Genomic DNA, 16,267 nt, shown 5'->3' with positions numbered 1-16,267 from the left:
TGCGGTTTTTAAACTTTTTAAAAGGAACGTGACAAGTATGATATCTTCAGCGTATATTCATATACCGTTTTGTAATTATATATGTCATTACTGTGATTTTACCAAGTTCTTTTATAACAAAGAGCTAGCTGACCAATATCTAAAAGCTTTAGAAAATGAGATGGTTACAGTAGTAGGGAAGAATCAGCAAACTGTAAACACGATCTATGTAGGAGGAGGTACTCCTACAGCCCTCTCTTATGAACAGCTTGAGGTATTATTGAACGTGATAGCAGATTCATTTGATGTAATGTCTTGTCCTGAATACACATTTGAGGCAAATCCAGGTGAGTTTGATGAACGAAAGTTAGCTCTCTTAAAGCAATATGGAGTAAATCGTATATCATTCGGAGTACAGGTGTTTGATGATCAGATGCTTCAAAAACTTGGTCGAAATCATACAGTTGCAGATGTTTATGAAAATTTACGTCATTTTGAAAAACAAGATTTTCAAAATGTATCTGTTGATTTGATGTATGGGTTGCCAGGGCAGACCTATAAAGACTTTGAATCATCAATAAATGAAGCGATAGGGTTAGGGTTACCGCATTACTCTTCCTATTCGCTACAGATTGAACCTAAAACCGTCTTTTATATGCGAAATAAAAAAGGGAAGATTACGAAGCCTGTGGAAGAGGAAGAAGCAGCAATGTATGAGTTACTTCTTAATAAGATGGAGTCAAATGGCATATATCAATATGAAATTAGTAACTTTGCGAAACCGGGTTTTGAAAGTCAGCATAACTTAACGTATTGGAACAATGATTTTTATTTTGGTTTCGGTGCTGGCGCTCACGGTTATTTACCAGGGAAGCGTACGGTTAACATGAAGCCATTGAATCATTACAATAAGAAAGCTTTAGAAGATGGACTGCCAAGATTGCATGAAGAGACTGTTGAGAAACGAGATGCAATTGAGGAGCAAATGTTCTTAGGTTTACGTAAAACAGCAGGTGTGTCTAAAGAAGCCTTCGAAAATCGTTTTGGATTAACTATAAATTCTTTATATAGTAAGGAATTAGATTATCTAAAAAGGAAAGAATGGATAGAGGAGAATGAGGAAACGATTCGCCTTACAAAGCAAGGTCAGCTGTTCGGAAACGTAGTCTTTCAAGAATTTTTATTAGAGGATGAAATACTGTAATTAAATATCGTTGACAAGGTGAATCGCATTTGATAACTTATTATTAGATTTAGCACTCACATTATTCGAGTGCTAACAGAGGTGATCATCATGTTAACAGAAAGACAATTGCTCATATTACAAGTGATTATTGATGATTTCATCCAATCTGCGCAACCTGTAGGATCCAGGGCGATTTCCAAAAAGGATGAAGTGTCTTTTAGTTCGGCAACAATTCGCAATGAAATGGCTGATCTTGAAGAGCTTGGTTTCTTGGAGAAAACCCACTCTTCTTCAGGGCGGGTACCTTCTGAGAAAGGCTACCGTTTCTACGTAGACCATCTCATGTCACCATTTGATCTGCCTAAGAATGAGAAATCGTTTATTCAACAGGCTTTTGCCAATCAATTGTTAGAGTTTGAAAAAGTGGTGCAGCAATCTGCTCGAGTGTTATCAGACCTAACAAACTATACATCCATTATTCTTGGACCTGAGGTTTATGAGACAAAGTTAAAGCAACTGCAGATCATATCTCTTTCTGATCACACAGCTGTTGCCATACTTGTTACCAATACAGGTCACGTGGAGCATCGTTCCTTCACAATCCCTGTTCGGATTGAACCTCATGATCTTGAGAAAATGGTTAATATCCTAAATGAGCGTTTGCAGGGTGTCCCGATCATCCACCTTAATCGAAAATTGAGAACAGAAATTGCTTCCCTTCTTCGTAAGCATACACATGAATCGGACAAAGCTTATGAATATCTACAAGCAGCTCTTTTTGAAGAGCAACCCGTTAAGTTGTATGTGGGTGGAAAGACAAACATCCTTATGCAACCAGAATTTAAGGATATCGATAAAATTCGTTCCTTATATTCCATGATTGAGGAAGAAAATGAAATTGCTCATCTTCTTCGTCATGACTCACAGGATATAAAAGTTTCGATTGGACAAGAGAATGAAATTGAAGCGATGCAGGATTTAAGTATTATTACTGCTTCTTACTCATTAGGTGATGAACAAATGGGAACGATTGCGTTATTAGGGCCAACGCGGATGGAGTATTCCAAAGTGATTTCCTTACTGAACCTGCTTTCTAACCGAATGACAAAAACGTTTCATTCATGGTATCAGGATGGTTCAGACGGGGAATAAATGATAGAGTTGGGAGGCCATCTGAATATCCCTCCCCTCTTATTGATGTTTATTGGTTTATGTGAATCGCGTTTTCTGATATATTCGTAATCGGTGTTTAAGACTCGGAAATTCGAGGAGGTGACATACATGGACGAGAACAAGCAACAATCTGAAGAAATGAATCAAACAGAAGATCAGCAAGAAGAAGTCGTTGAAAATCCTGAAGTAGAAATCCTGGAGGAAGAGCAAGAAGAAAGCCAAGATAATCAGGAAGATGCTGAAAAAGCACAACTTCAACAGGAAAAAGACGAAATTCAACAGCGTTTAATTCGCTTACAGGCTGACTATGATAACTTCCGTCGTCGCACTCAAAAAGAGCGCGAAAACGATAAGAAATATAGATCGCAAGATTTAATTAATGAATTGTTACCTGTTTTAGATAACTTTGAACGTGCTCTACAGGTTGAAGTGAAAGAAGATTCTGCACAGAACTTTGTAGAAGGTATGAACATGGTTTATCGTCAGCTTAAGGATGCATTAACAAAAGAAGGCGTAGAAGAGATCCCAGCACAGGGAGAGCCATTCGATCCTCATATGCACCAAGCTGTTATGCAAGTAGAAGATGAAAATTATGATTCAAATGTAGTGGTTGAAGAGCTTCAAAAAGGGTATAAACTCAAAGATCGAGTTATTCGACCTGCTATGGTGAAAGTGAATCAATAACTACATATTGAAGTAAAGGAGGACATTTAATTATGAGTAAAATTATTGGTATTGACTTAGGTACAACAAACTCTTGTGTCGCAGTAATGGAAGGCGGCGAATCAAAGGTAATTCCAAACCCAGAAGGTAATCGTACAACACCATCTGTTGTTTCTTTCAAAAATGGTGAACGTCAAGTAGGTGAGGTAGCGAAACGTCAGGCTATCACAAACCCTAATACAATTCAGTCAATCAAAAGACACATGGGTACAGACTTCACTGTAGAAATTGAAGGTAAAGAGTACACTCCTCAAGAGATCTCTGCAATTATCCTTCAACACATTAAGTCTTACGCTGAAGACTATCTTGGTGAAACTGTAGAAAAAGCTGTTATCACAGTTCCTGCTTACTTTAATGATGCTGAACGTCAAGCTACTAAAGATGCTGGTAAAATCGCTGGTCTTGAAGTAGAACGTATCATTAACGAGCCAACTGCAGCAGCTCTTGCATACGGTATCGATAAAGAAGAAGAAGATCAAACGATTCTTGTATATGACCTTGGTGGAGGTACATTTGACGTATCTATCCTAGACATCGGCGACGGTACTTTCGAAGTAGTAGCTACAGCGGGTGACAACAAACTTGGTGGTGACGACTTTGACCAAGTAATCATCGACCACATGGTTGCTGAATTCAAGAAAGAACATGGCATTGATCTTTCTCAAGACAAAATGGCACTTCAGCGCTTGAAAGACGCAGCTGAAAAAGCGAAGAAGGATCTTTCTGGTGTAGCTCAAACGCAAATTTCTCTACCATTCATCACTGCAGGTGAAGCTGGTCCATTGCACCTAGAAATGAATCTAACTCGTGCGAAATTCGAAGAGCTTTCTGCAGGCTTAGTAGAACGCACTATGGAACCAACTCGTCGTGCTCTTAAAGATGCAAACATGTCTCAAAACGACATTAATAAAGTACTTCTTGTTGGTGGTTCTACTCGTATCCCTGCGGTACAAGAAGCAATCAAGAAAGAAGTAGGTAAGGATCCTTCTAAAGGCGTTAACCCTGACGAAGTTGTAGCACTTGGTGCAGCTGTTCAAGGTGGCGTACTTCAAGGTGACGTTAAAGACGTTGTATTACTAGACGTTACTCCACTATCTCTTGGTATTGAAACAATGGGTGGAGTAACAACGAAATTAATCGAGCGTAACACAACAATTCCAACAAGCCAGTCTCAAGTATTCTCAACTGCTGCTGACAACCAAACAGCTGTTGATATTCACGTACTTCAGGGTGAGCGTGAAATGGCACAAGACAACAAAACACTTGGCCGTTTCCAATTAACTGATATCCCACCAGCACCACGTGGCGTACCACAAATCGAAGTTAAATTTGACATTGACGCTAACGGTATCGTTAACGTAAGTGCGAAAGACATGGGTACGAATAAAGAGCAATCCATCACGATCAAGTCTTCTTCTGGTCTTTCCGAAGATGAAGTTGAGCGTATGGTAAACGAAGCGGAAGAAAATGCTGAAGCGGACAAGAAGCGCCGTGAAGAAGTAGAACTTCGCAACGAAGCAGATCAACTAGTCTTCACAACAGATAAGACGATCAAAGATCTTGGCGAAGCTGTTACGGAAGAAGAAAAACAAAAAGCAGAAGAAGCTAAACAAGAACTACAAACAGCACTTGAAGGCGAAGACCTTGAGCAAATCCGCGAAAAGAAAGACGCACTTCAAGAGCAAGTTCAACAGCTTTCTGTAAAAATGTACGAACAAGCACAACAACAAGCTGAAGCACAACAAGGCGCAGAAGGCGACCAAAGTGCAGAAGACGTTGAAGATGCTGACTATGAAGAAGTAAAAGACGACGAAAATAAACAATAAACCACAGAACGTATTAGCTGATGTGGGAATAAGCTAAAACAAAAAGTCAAAGTCAGGATTATCTTGGCTTTGACTTTTTTAGGCCCACACGACGTGGGTCACCAGGCCGTTGCCACAGGACGTGGCGGTCTTAGGCGTGATTCCTTCAGTAGAAGATTAACAACTTCTGCTGGAATCACTGCCTACCAAAGTTATATGAAGGTAAGGTATCAGCTTCTAATTATTTAGTAGATGAATGCTTTTCACCAACCTTTTAAATAATAACGATGCAAAAATCTCTGATGGATGACATTCCATATTGAGATCAATACTGAACAATGTTAAGATAAACTTTATGTGAGTAGAGATTCGGGAGAGTGATCTTCAGTGAGTAAACGCGACTATTATGAAGTCTTAGGCGTATCGAAAGACGCATCTAAAGACGAAATCAAAAAAGCGTATCGTAAATTAGCGAAAAAATATCACCCAGATGTCAGTGAAGAAGAAAATGCATCTGAAAAGTTCAAGGAAGCCCAAGAAGCTTGGGATGTTCTAGGTGACCAACAAAAGAGAGCACAGTATGACCAATTCGGTCACGCTGGTCAAAATGCCGGTCAAGGCTTCGGAGGTTTCGGTGGTGCAGAAGACTTCGGTGGCTTTGGTGACATTTTTGATATGTTCTTCGGTGGAGGAGGTCGTAGACGCGATCCGAACGCTCCACGTAAAGGTGCAGACCTTCAGTACACGATGACATTAGGTTTTGAAGAAGCGATCTTCGGAAAAGAGACCGACATTCAAATTCCGAAAGAAGAAACATGTGATACTTGTGACGGATCAGGTGCTAAGCCAGGTACTGAACCAGAAACTTGTTCACACTGTAAGGGTGCTGGCCAGCTTAACCAAGAGCAGGACACACCATTTGGTCGTGTTGTAAACCGTCGCGTATGTCATTACTGTCAAGGTACAGGTAAGATTATCAAAGATAAGTGTAATACTTGTGGCGGAAATGGTAAGGTGAAGACACGTAAAACCATTCACATTTCCATCCCTGCTGGTATTGACGAAGGACAGCAAATCCGTGTATCTGGCCAAGGGGAACCTGGTGAGAATGGCGGACCTGCAGGCGACCTTTATGTTGTCGTTCAAATTCGTCCGCACGAGTTCTTCCAACGTGAAGGAAACCACATTTTCTGTGAAATGCCTATCACATTTGCACAAGCAGCACTAGGTGATGAAGTCGAAGTACCAACTGTTCATGGAAAAGTGAAGCTTAAAGTTCCTGCTGGTACACAAGCTGGTAAGACATTCCGTCTGAAAGAAAAAGGTGCTCCAAGTATTCGAGGTACTGGACATGGAGATCAACACGTCAAAATGCGCGTCGTTACTCCAACAAACCTAAACGATCGTCAGAAAGAGCTTTTAAGAGAGTTTCATGAGATCGAAGGGAATGAACCTACAGAAGAACAAAGTGACGGGATTTTCTCACGCATGAAGCGTGCTTTCAAAGGTGAATAAGAAATTAGAGTAAAGTGAGTTGATCATAGTGAAATGGTCTGAAATGTGTATTCATACAACGAATGAAGCGATTGAACCCATTTCAAATATCCTTCATGAAGCTGGTGCAAGTGGAGTGGTAATTGAAGACCCACAAGACCTTGTAAAAGAACGAGATACCTTCATGGGTGAGATGTACGATTTAAATCCCGAAGATTATCCAACGGAAGGTGTGTATGTAAAAGCATACCTTCCTGTTAATAGTTTTTTAGGGGAAACGGTTGATGAAATTAAGCAAGCTATTAATAACTTGTTAATCCATGATATTGACTTGGGTCACAATAACATCACAATCAGTGAGGTTAATGAAGAAGATTGGGCAACAGCTTGGAAAAAGTATTATAAGCCAGTCAAAATTTCTGAGCGTATTACAATTACACCAACATGGGAAGAGTACGAACCTGTCTCCAGTGACGAGATCATTCTTGAGTTAGATCCAGGAATGGCATTTGGAACGGGTACTCATCCAACAACTGTTTTAAGTATTCAAGCGATTGAACAAATTTTACAAGAGAATGATACAGTGATCGATGTTGGTGCAGGTTCAGGAGTGCTAAGTATAGCTTCTGTCTTACTAGGCGCAAAAGAAGTATATGCCTATGATTTAGATGACGTTGCTGTGAAAAGTACAACCATTAACGCCAAGCTAAACAAAGCTGATCAACAAATTCACTCTAAGCAAAATAATTTGTTAAATAACGTTGAAATTGAAGCTGATCTAATTGTGTCCAACATTCTAGCAGAGGTAATTGTTCAATTTACAGACGATGCTTTCCGTTTACTTAAACCAGGTGGACATTTTATTACATCAGGCATTATTCAGAATAAACGAAATGAAGTTAAGGCTAATTTAGAAGAGGCTGGTTTTGAAATTGTAGAAACCAACCAAATGGAAGACTGGACCGCAATCATTGCTCGTAAACCTTAAGAAAAGTAAAAACGAAGAGAACAAAAGGGTAGGCTAGAAGGATAAGGTGATAAATGTATGATGCATTTATTTTCTTACTTTCCCTCTCCATTTGTTCTCTTTATTTAATTGAAATGCAATACTCCAAAGTATGATGGTAAATGAAAGTCTGGATTTTTATTTTCAATTCTATTCCAACATCCAAAATGCGGATTCTTTGTTTCATCACCACACTTATAAAAATTCCCTTCCATTTGTGCTCCCTTTTCTATTTTCAGATCTCTAAAATACTGTTCAAAAAATGAGAATGGAATCGTTATATCAATTTTCCAACATTCAGGTTCGAGTTGAGGCGTTATGCTAATACTTTCACACATTTCTTGATTTAACCTTGTTCTCTGTGTTCTGCTTATCCCCATACCGATCAAACAAGTTCCAAGCGAATTCACCTCAATGTTCACATAACGATCATCTTCAGATGGTTTTGGTTTTATGAAGAATTCGACACAACTATCTTTATATACAGGATCATTGTGCTGGGTATATGTGGATCTAGGTTTTGTTTCATAGGTTGTAAAGTGAATGTGAAGGTGAGAACATGTATAGCATAGTCTTACCTCTGTTACTGGCCCACTTTGTTCATTCCAAGGAAAATCGTTTATAGTTAATTTCTCTAAAGAGTTTAACAACTTTTCATTATAATGATGAACATACTTCAAGGCATATTCTTTCTTCAAAACATCCTCCTCCTTGTATCAAAAAAAGAGCTTAATCCCTCAAGCCCTTTTAATCACGTATAATAGTTTTAAGTACGGATACAGCATTTTTTATTATAGCTTCACCAGTGCCAATAGGAATAGGGAGTGGAAATCCGTATGCTTGATATGCCTCCTCAATTTCATAACCACCGTGTATATAGGATGATTGATCTGCTACGTATCCTAAACTACCGTTTGTATAACCAAAAATGAGAACAGGGTGTTGAGGGAAGGCTTGTTTAACCAACAAGCCTAATTCCACAAAGAATTCTCCAGGCAAAGTTACAAAAAGGATGGGACCGATTCGTCCTACAGAGAGGGAGTAATGGATTTGATGATCTTCATTTGTGTTGTTTAACCAAATGGAACTCCACTTCTCCTTTAACTGAATCATTTTTTGTTGTCCTAGTTTTAATTTGTTTTTATCGATATGTTTCAGTGATTTTAACTCATTGTTTATGGATTGTACCATATCATTTACAGTAAATGTTATGCTCATCTTCATTTGTTTGTATAAAATGGAAAAGTCATGAATGCTTTCCGACTGTTCAATCACTTTTACTACTTCACCAGCTAACGTGTATCCATGACGTTTAGCTTCGGTAAATGTTCGTTTATTAAATGACTTCCCATTTATACTATCATGTGCATGATGGCCAACATTAATATTCCCTGCTGCTCCATTTATAAATAGAACATTAGGGTCTTCATAAATTCGTTCGATAGCTTGATAGAGGTAATAAGGGAAGTCCGCAGATAACTGAACGTTATCTGGTCCTAACACAGTTGGATGACAGGCATAATTTACAACCACGGTTTTTAACTCATTATGATTCGCTTTATAAACAGAAAGGACTAACACCTCTGGATCTGTCATTCCAGTGACTTCTCTTCGGTTTTTACCAACTTCTCTACAAATTCCTTTGCCATACCTCAATTCAACTTCTTCTAAATCCAGTAGTGCTAAATTCACACATTCAGTAGCTTTTTTAACAATATAGTTTATATATTCTTGGCTAACATAACCCAGGTTTGCGTTTTCTAGTGTGGCCGGGCCAGCATGTGTGTGTGTTGTAGAGATCATAACAGAATCTGAATCTACTCCGAAGTGATGTGTCAATGAATCTTTAATTTTATTAATTGTTATACCTTCAAGCCCAATTATATCTAAGCTAAGTAATATTAGTTTAGAGTCATCCTCTTGGAGAACTACTGATTTCATCCATAAATCATCATGAATTCCTTCATAATAACCTTCTCTAGCAATAAATCCTGCCATTTCACAATGAAATGTGGGATTAATACATGTTTTTGAAGTACCCGCATATGTCATGAGCATTCACCTTCTTTAAGATTTATAGAAATGGATAAAAGGTGAATCATAGTGACTTTATTCTCCCTTTAAAACGGTCAATGAATTGATTATTCTGTTCATCTCCTCCAGCAGCATTTCCGCTCATCCAAATAGGTGGTGTTATTCCTTCCTTTACTAATAGTTGGACTGTTTCAGCTACGAGTGAATTTAATAAGAAAGCATTTGCAAATGTAGAAACTGCAGATACCTTTTGATCTAAATTCTCAATCTCCACAACAGCATCTCCAACTTCAACCTTAGAATCTAGTACCACATCAACTAAGTCATGAAGGTTTTTCTTAGATGGATGTCTAGCTACATGATCAAGTGGTGTTTGTTCTGCGTGTTGGACAGAAGTAACTCCAATTAGTTTAACACCTCGTTTTTTTGCTTCTAATGCTGCATCAATAAGTGCAGTGTTAATACCATAGGAGTTAATTAAGATTAATAAATCACCTTTTTGTAATTGGTTATCTTCAATGACAATGTTCCCATAACCAGGGGTTCTCTCTATTGCCATTGATCGAAGAGCGCCATTACTTAATAGAGTCCCTTCATCTAAAATAGCTCCTAAATGCATAAGACCTCCCGCTCGAAAAAAGATTTCCTGGGAGCCTAAATTTGAATGACCTCCTGGGCCGTAGGCATATACAATTTTGTCTTCTTTCACTTGTTCAGCAACCATCAGTGCCGCTTTTTGAACATTTTCTACTTCTTCCTCATGGAGTTTTTCTAAATGCTTCACAATCTTATGGAAATATTGAGTCATTACGGTTTCACTCATTTTTAGTACCTCCTAATATTGTAAAATGCGTCAGTATAACTGTTTAAAAGATATCACTTAATGATTAGAAACATCAATCTATTTTCGAAATAATCACCCTTTTCGGACATTGATACGCTAGCTAATGAGGAAGGTTGCTTTCGCCGCATTTAAAGACACAAAAAGGACGTTGTCTATATATAACACCTTTCATAAACTTTAATTAAGTAATGAATAATATTTAACTTAAATTACTGTTTATCCACTTCTTGTAAGGGGGGTATGAACATAAATGAACAAACTGATAACAGCAATCATTGTAGGGGCAGGTCATAGGAGTTTAATTTATGCATCATATGCCTTACAGCATCCACAGGATTTTAAAATTGTTGGAGTCGTTGAGCCAGATGATAAACGAAGGTCTAATGCAGCAGCAGAGCATGACATTCCAGAAGAACATTGTTTTAAGGGTATAGAAGAGTTACTGGCAAAAGAAAATCCTATAGCTGATGCAGTCATTAACGGTACAATGGATGACATTCATATTAAAACCTCTCTTCCTATCCTAAGAGCAGGTTATGACCTGCTACTCGAAAAACCAATTGGTACGAATGAGAAACAGTTAAACCGTCTTCTAAATACAGCGAAAAAATATGGTCGTAAGGTTATGGTGTGTCATGTGTTACGACATTCACCTTTTTATTCGAACATTAAAAAGAGAGTAGCTAATGATGAGATAGGTGATATCATCAGCATTCAAACTGAAGAAAATGTTAGTTACCACCATATGGCTGTATCTTATGTTCGTGGGAAATGGAATAGTCTTAAGAATTGTCATTCTACGATGTTAATGGCGAAATCCTGTCATGATTTAGACATTATAACTTGGATGAAAGGTGGAGTAGCTCCAGTAAAGGTATCGAGTTTTGGAAGCTTGATGCATTTCAGACCAGAGAAGGCTCCTCATGGGGCGGGGAAGCGTTGTTTAGTTGACTGTGAAATTGAATCAACCTGTCCTTACTCATCAAAGAAAAACTATATTGAGCAAGGTCTTTGGTCCTTTTATGCATGGAAATCTATTGAACATATATCCAACCCTACCGTAGAACAGAAGTTAGAATCTTTACGAACAGATAATCCATACGGTAGATGTGTATGGCATTGTGATAATGATGTTGTCGATCATCAATCCGTATTAATAGAGTTCGAGGATGGTTCTACAGCGACACATAGTATGGTAGGCGGTGCTTCTAAACCTTGTAGAACAATCCATTTGATTGGGACAAAAGGTGAAATATATGGAGTCATGGAGGATGGGTATTATCTCTTGAGACGTCCAAATGCAAAGAAGGGGCATGAATATATAGAAGAACGTATAGTTGTTGATGTTGTTAAGGATTCTCATGGAGGGGGAGATTTATTATTGGTTGAAGATTTTGTGAAGGTTTTGCAAGGTAGAAAACCTTCTTTATCCACAACAACATTAGAAGATTCAATTTATGGCCATTTAATTGGTTTCAGAGCTGACCAAGCAAGGTTAGAACAATCAACAAAAACAATTGAACCCCTGAGTGTTTTTTCATAAGTATATTGGAAAGATCAGGTGATGCTTAGGTGTAGGGAGTGGTATTTTACCTTTAGCCCTACTTTCTTTATATATATCCTCTGTCCGCTAATACCACTATGGAGGAATAGAAAAATTGTTTATTAGAATCTTAACATGCATTCCTAAAAGAACCACTTATATAGCAGGGTAATTCAAAAATAAAGGAGGAGAAGAAAATGTCAAAATTAAAAATTGGAATGATCGGTTTAGATACATCTCACTGTGAGGGATTTGTTAGCTTATTGAATGATTCTAAACAAGATTACTATGTTCATGGTGGAGAGGTCGTAATTGGGTATCCAGGTGGATCTCCTGATTTTGAGCGTAGCTATGGAAGGGTTGAGGGGATTACAGAAACGCTAAAAAATAACTATGGAATTAAAATTGTAAATTCCATTGAAGAAGTAGCTGAGCAAACGGATGCTATCTTACTTACCACAGTAGATGGCAGAATTCATCTGGAGCAATTTGAGAAAATCGTTTCTTATAAGAAGCCAGTTTTTATTGATAAACCATTTGCTGTTTGTACAGATCATGCAAAAAAAATGTTTGAATTAGCGAAAGAGTATGAAGTTCCGTTAATGAGCGCATCATCCTTACGTTATTTAGATAATTTACAAGTTATGTTATCTGAAAAGCAAGGAGAAGCAATCATAGGTGCTGATTGTTTTGGTCCAATAACGTTAGAACCTACGCAAGCTGGGTTGTATTGGTACGGTATTCATTCTGTTGAAATGCTTTATCTCACCATGGGGCAAGGATGTCAGCATGTAACAGCTACCTCAAATGAGGATTATGAGTATGTAGTTGGAGTATGGAAGGATGGACGTATCGGAACAGTGAGAGGAAACAGAAAAGGGAATCGAGAATTTGGTGCAGTCATTCATGGTGAAAAGACATCAAACTTTGTCAATATTCGAGAATGTGAAAAACCTATCACGGCTAGTTTAATGGAGGAAGTGATGACGTTTTTCAAAGAAAAGCAAGCTTCTATTTCTCCGAATGAAACAATTGAAATTATCCGCTTTATTGAAGCGGCCAATGAAAGTAGAGAAACAGGAAAAACCGTTATGTTATAAGGATGAACCTAATTTGAGGATTTTGTACACAATTTTGAATCCGCTTTCAATACTAAAGAGATTGTAGGAATGCGTTTAAAAGGAGTGAGACCAAGTGAGATTTTCGATAATAGGATGTCAACACGGACATATAGGGATTTTCATAAAAGAAATGATTAATTTAGGTCATGAATGTGTTGGCATTTATGAAAAACAAAACGTAAAGTTAGCCGAGTCAGTATCTCAACAGTACGATGTGAAGCTATTAAATGATATGGAAGAAGCACTAGAAGAATCGATAGAAATTGTTGGCTGTGCTGAAATTAACAACAAAAAAATTGATGTCATTGAATTGTGTGAAGAGTATGGGAAGCATGTGATGCTTGATAAACCAGCTGCTACAAATCGAGTTGGGTTAGAAAGGTTAAAAGATGTAATAAAAAGAGGAAATATTCAAGTTGGTATGTTATTAACTGAAAGATTTCGATCTTCTATCTTTACGTTAAAAGAAATGATAGATCAAGGAGATTTAGGTGATGTTATTAACATTTCAATGAGAAAGCCACATCGATTAACACCTGAAAAAAGGCCTTTATGGCATTTTTCGAAAGAACAATGTGGTGGTATTGTGATTGATTTATTTATTCACGATTTTGATTTATTGAGATGGTTAACAGGCAAAGAAGTATTGGATGCTCATGGGTATATGGCAAAAAATATTTTACCAGAGTATCCTGATTTTTATGATTCCTCATCTCTTCATATTCAAATGGAAGATAACATTTTGGCCCACTTATATGCGGATTGGTTTAATCCAGAAAAAAGTTGGACCTGGGGAGATTGTCGGATATTTGTAACAGGAACAAAGGGGATAGTTGAACTTCGTCTAGAGGGTGATCCTCTTGCTAGTAAAGAAGAGTTGCTGCTTAAAGTGACGAATGAAGAGGAGTTTAAACAAGTTAATCTACACTCACCTTTCTTAAACATTACTGAGGATTTCTTAAATCGATTAGCAGGGGAGTCATCTATACTGAGTCATGATGATATTCTAACGGCTACTCAACACACGATTGAGGCAGATGAAAAGGTAAAAGTCATGAACCGGTTCCATTAACAGGGGAGTTAGTAAATACTGTTGGGAATATGAGGGGTTACATTGAGATGGGAAAAAGGGATTATTAAAGTAAACAATGTAGAGTCACAGGACTCGACTAGAATCACGATATGTTCAGACTGGGCACCACGAGATCAATATGAATATATTATGGAAAATGATCCTACTCGTATATACGGTGATTTGTTACCTGTTATTCAAACTAGTGATTTATCAATAGTTAATGTTGAAACTACGTTAGGTAATCGTGGTGAGCCGATCCATAAAGGTGGCCCAAATTTAAGAGGTAGTGAAAAAACAATACAAGCTTTAACTCATGTTCCTTTCCATATTGGGTGCCTAGCCAATAATCATACGATGGATTATGGAAGGGAAGGATTGAGCGAGACGATCAACTTATTAAAAAACGCAGGTATTCAAGTTACAGGGGCAGGATTATCAGGTGAAGAGGCAGCAAAGCCTTTCATTACGAATGTTAACGATACAACAGTTGGCATTATAAACTGTGCAGAAGGAGAAGAATGCCGCTCTGTAGATGGGGGACCAGGTGTTCATGGTTTACATATACAGAAAACTACTGAACAAATAAGAGAACTAAAGAAAAAGACAGATCTTGTTCTTGTTATTTTTCATGGAGGTCGAGAGCATATTCCTTCTCCACCCTTATATGTAACGAAGGATCTAAGAAAATTAGCTAAAGCAGGAGCCGACGCTGTGATCAGTCACCACCCTCATGTACCACAAGGAATAGAAATGTATCATGGAGTACCAATTGTATATAGTCAAGGGAATTTCGTGTTTTGGCAGAAAAGTGAACAGTATTTTCATCATGCTGGATACATGGTACATCTAGATCTATCAGATAGAAAAATTAAACAATTGGTCGTAACCCCATATTTAATTAAACAGTATGGACTGGAATTAATGAAAGGTGAGGAAAAATCTCAGTTTCTTAAAGATTTGCAATATCTGTCTACTATTTTAAGCGACGATACTAAAGTAACAAATGTTTGGGATGCAGTAGTAGATGATGTAGGATTAGATGCCATAGCTGAAGCACTTAAAGAAAATGCAAATCTCTTGCAAACCAAAGATATTAAAGGAGCGGCTTGGCTTCATAATATATTTTTCACGCCTGCACATCGAGAACTTTATTTACGTGCGTTGAAGAGAGCAACAACAGGTGAAACGGGAAATGCACCAAATTGGGCTAAGGATTTAGTTCAATACTGGAAAAAGCCAATCATTTATTAATGGAAGGGAAGAAACAGGATATGAAAAATAAAACGAGATTTGCGGTTGTTGGTTGTGGAACGATATCTGAAGCACACCTAAAATCAATTGAACATGTACCCGAGGCAGAGTTAGTAGCAGTATGTGATATCAAACCTACACTTGCAGAAGAAAAAGGGAAATTGTATGGGGTTAACGCTTATAGTAGCTTAGAAGAATTATTAAAACAAGACAACATAGATGTCGTCAATATATGTACACCAAGCTCTCTCCATCCTGAACAAACAAAGTTAGCTGCTAAGGCTGGAAAGCATGTATTTGTTGAAAAGCCAATGGCGATTCAAATTAAAGATGTAGAAGACATGATACAAGTTTGTAAAGAAAACCATGTTCATTTAGCTACTGTTTTCCCGAGAAGAATGTCACCACAAGCGAACTATGCTCGTGAATTAATTCAGTCAGGAAAATTAGGCAAATTAAGTTTATGTTCAGCTTATATGAAAATTTACAGAAGTCAGGAGTACTACGATAGTGCGGGTTGGAGAGGAACCTGGGAATATGATGGGGGAGGAGCAATGATGAATCAAGGGATTCACACCATTGATTTATTACAGTGGTTGGCAGGACCTGTTTCTTCTTTATACGGAAAATCGAGAACACTCTTAAGAGACATAGAGGTAGAAGACACTGCTGCTTCATTGCTAGAGTTTGAGCATGGTGCAATAGGTGTGATGGAAATGACTACAACAGCCCATATTAATGAAACCGTGCGCATTGAGATTTTAGGGGAGAATGGAACCTTAATTTACATAAATGATGAAATAACGACTTTGAAAATGAATGGTCAAGATATCGAACTTCCTGAATTTGAGAGCTTTAGTGTTTTTCCTGATGGACATCGAATTCAAATTCAAGATATGGCTCAAGCAGTTAGAGAAGGTCGAAAACCAATGATCACAGGGGAAGACGGGAAGCATTCACTCGACCTTATTCTGGGAACTTACGAATCATCAAGGGAGAATAAGGAGCTCCATTTTAATTAGTTAGGTGGGTG

General features: G+C 37.9%; 14 protein-coding genes. 11 read left to right on the top strand and 3 right to left on the bottom strand.

Annotation, left to right across the window (positions count from 1 at the left end; translation table 11 throughout):
• Window positions 1–37: 37 nt before the first annotated feature.
• From hemW to prmA, 6 genes are all read left to right on the top strand, one after another.
• On the top strand, window positions 38–1,183 hold the full coding sequence (gene hemW / locus GS400_RS13895) for a radical SAM family heme chaperone HemW (RefSeq protein ID WP_160102740.1): 1,146 nt from the start codon (window positions 38–40) through the stop codon (window positions 1,181–1,183).
• A gap of 90 nt (window positions 1,184–1,273) precedes the next feature.
• Window positions 1,274–2,317, top strand: a complete 1,044-nt coding sequence (gene hrcA, locus GS400_RS13890) for a heat-inducible transcriptional repressor HrcA (protein ID WP_160102738.1) — start codon at window positions 1,274–1,276, stop codon at window positions 2,315–2,317.
• A gap of 129 nt (window positions 2,318–2,446) precedes the next feature.
• The gene (gene grpE, locus GS400_RS13885; protein WP_160102736.1) at window positions 2,447–3,022 is read left to right on the top strand and encodes a nucleotide exchange factor GrpE; all 576 of its coding nucleotides are present in this window, start codon (window positions 2,447–2,449) and stop codon (window positions 3,020–3,022) included.
• A gap of 32 nt (window positions 3,023–3,054) precedes the next feature.
• Window positions 3,055–4,887 (top strand): molecular chaperone DnaK, encoded by a 1,833-nt coding sequence (gene dnaK, locus GS400_RS13880; RefSeq protein WP_160102734.1) that lies wholly within the window; start codon window positions 3,055–3,057, stop codon window positions 4,885–4,887.
• A gap of 366 nt (window positions 4,888–5,253) precedes the next feature.
• On the top strand, window positions 5,254–6,381 hold the full coding sequence (dnaJ, locus tag GS400_RS13875) for a molecular chaperone DnaJ (protein ID WP_027446876.1): 1,128 nt from the start codon (window positions 5,254–5,256) through the stop codon (window positions 6,379–6,381).
• A 28-nt stretch (window positions 6,382–6,409) separates the two neighbouring features.
• Window positions 6,410–7,348, top strand: coding sequence for a 50S ribosomal protein L11 methyltransferase (gene prmA / locus GS400_RS13870; protein ID WP_160102732.1), 939 nt, complete (start codon window positions 6,410–6,412; stop codon window positions 7,346–7,348).
• Between the two features lie 104 nt (window positions 7,349–7,452).
• Here the strand turns inward: prmA and GS400_RS13865 are convergent, their stop codons facing one another.
• From GS400_RS13865 to GS400_RS13855, 3 genes are read right to left on the bottom strand one after another with little or no spacing between them, the layout of a single operon-like run.
• A complete protein-coding gene (locus tag GS400_RS13865; RefSeq protein WP_160102730.1) occupies window positions 7,453–8,064 on the bottom strand; it encodes a carbohydrate-binding family 9-like protein in 612 nt (203 codons plus the stop codon).
• Window positions 8,065–8,113: 49 nt separating this feature from the next.
• Window positions 8,114–9,418, bottom strand: coding sequence for a neutral/alkaline non-lysosomal ceramidase N-terminal domain-containing protein (locus tag GS400_RS13860; protein ID WP_255454141.1), 1,305 nt, complete (start codon window positions 9,416–9,418; stop codon window positions 8,114–8,116).
• Between the two features lie 46 nt (window positions 9,419–9,464).
• Window positions 9,465–10,223: a sugar isomerase domain-containing protein gene (locus GS400_RS13855; RefSeq protein WP_160102726.1), complete on the bottom strand. Its 759-nt coding sequence runs from the start codon at window positions 10,221–10,223 to the stop codon at window positions 9,465–9,467.
• A 271-nt stretch (window positions 10,224–10,494) separates the two neighbouring features.
• On the opposite strand from GS400_RS13855, the gene GS400_RS13850 reads away from it, so the two are divergent.
• The 5 genes from GS400_RS13850 to GS400_RS13830 all read left to right on the top strand — a co-directional run bounded on the left by GS400_RS13850 (window position 10,495) and on the right by GS400_RS13830 (window position 16,256).
• The gene (locus tag GS400_RS13850) at window positions 10,495–11,787 is read left to right on the top strand and encodes a Gfo/Idh/MocA family protein (RefSeq protein ID WP_160102724.1); all 1,293 of its coding nucleotides are present in this window, start codon (window positions 10,495–10,497) and stop codon (window positions 11,785–11,787) included.
• Between the two features lie 197 nt (window positions 11,788–11,984).
• Window positions 11,985–12,887 (top strand): Gfo/Idh/MocA family protein, encoded by a 903-nt coding sequence (locus GS400_RS13845; protein ID WP_160102722.1) that lies wholly within the window; start codon window positions 11,985–11,987, stop codon window positions 12,885–12,887.
• A 94-nt stretch (window positions 12,888–12,981) separates the two neighbouring features.
• Window positions 12,982–13,980: a Gfo/Idh/MocA family protein gene (locus tag GS400_RS13840; RefSeq protein ID WP_236560946.1), complete on the top strand. Its 999-nt coding sequence runs from the start codon at window positions 12,982–12,984 to the stop codon at window positions 13,978–13,980.
• Between the two features lie 42 nt (window positions 13,981–14,022).
• Window positions 14,023–15,234 carry a CapA family protein gene (locus GS400_RS13835; protein WP_160102720.1) on the top strand — a complete coding sequence of 404 codons (1,212 nt, stop codon included), beginning with the start codon at window positions 14,023–14,025 and terminating at the stop codon, window positions 15,232–15,234.
• Window positions 15,235–15,254: 20 nt separating this feature from the next.
• Window positions 15,255–16,256, top strand: a complete 1,002-nt coding sequence (locus GS400_RS13830; protein WP_160102718.1) for a Gfo/Idh/MocA family protein — start codon at window positions 15,255–15,257, stop codon at window positions 16,254–16,256.
• Window positions 16,257–16,267 lie beyond the last annotated feature (11 nt).

The sequence above is a fragment of the Pontibacillus sp. HMF3514 genome (assembly GCF_009858175.1).
In the GTDB taxonomy this organism is placed as follows: Bacteria; Bacillota; Bacilli; order Bacillales; family BH030062; genus Pontibacillus.
This window is presented reverse-complemented; position numbering and strand designations above follow the sequence as displayed.

Coding starts and splice junctions, on each gene's coding strand:
- hemW (WP_160102740.1), top strand. CDS start 38: ATGATATCTTCAGCGTATATTCATATACCGTTTTGTAATTATATATGT.
- hrcA (WP_160102738.1), top strand. CDS start 1,274: ATGTTAACAGAAAGACAATTGCTCATATTACAAGTGATTATTGATGAT.
- grpE (WP_160102736.1), top strand. CDS start 2,447: ATGGACGAGAACAAGCAACAATCTGAAGAAATGAATCAAACAGAAGAT.
- dnaK (WP_160102734.1), top strand. CDS start 3,055: ATGAGTAAAATTATTGGTATTGACTTAGGTACAACAAACTCTTGTGTC.
- GS400_RS13860 (WP_255454141.1), bottom strand. CDS start 9,418: ATGACATATGCGGGTACTTCAAAAACATGTATTAATCCCACATTTCAT.
- GS400_RS13855 (WP_160102726.1), bottom strand. CDS start 10,223: ATGAGTGAAACCGTAATGACTCAATATTTCCATAAGATTGTGAAGCAT.
- GS400_RS13850 (WP_160102724.1), top strand. CDS start 10,495: ATGAACAAACTGATAACAGCAATCATTGTAGGGGCAGGTCATAGGAGT.
- GS400_RS13845 (WP_160102722.1), top strand. CDS start 11,985: ATGTCAAAATTAAAAATTGGAATGATCGGTTTAGATACATCTCACTGT.
- GS400_RS13830 (WP_160102718.1), top strand. CDS start 15,255: ATGAAAAATAAAACGAGATTTGCGGTTGTTGGTTGTGGAACGATATCT.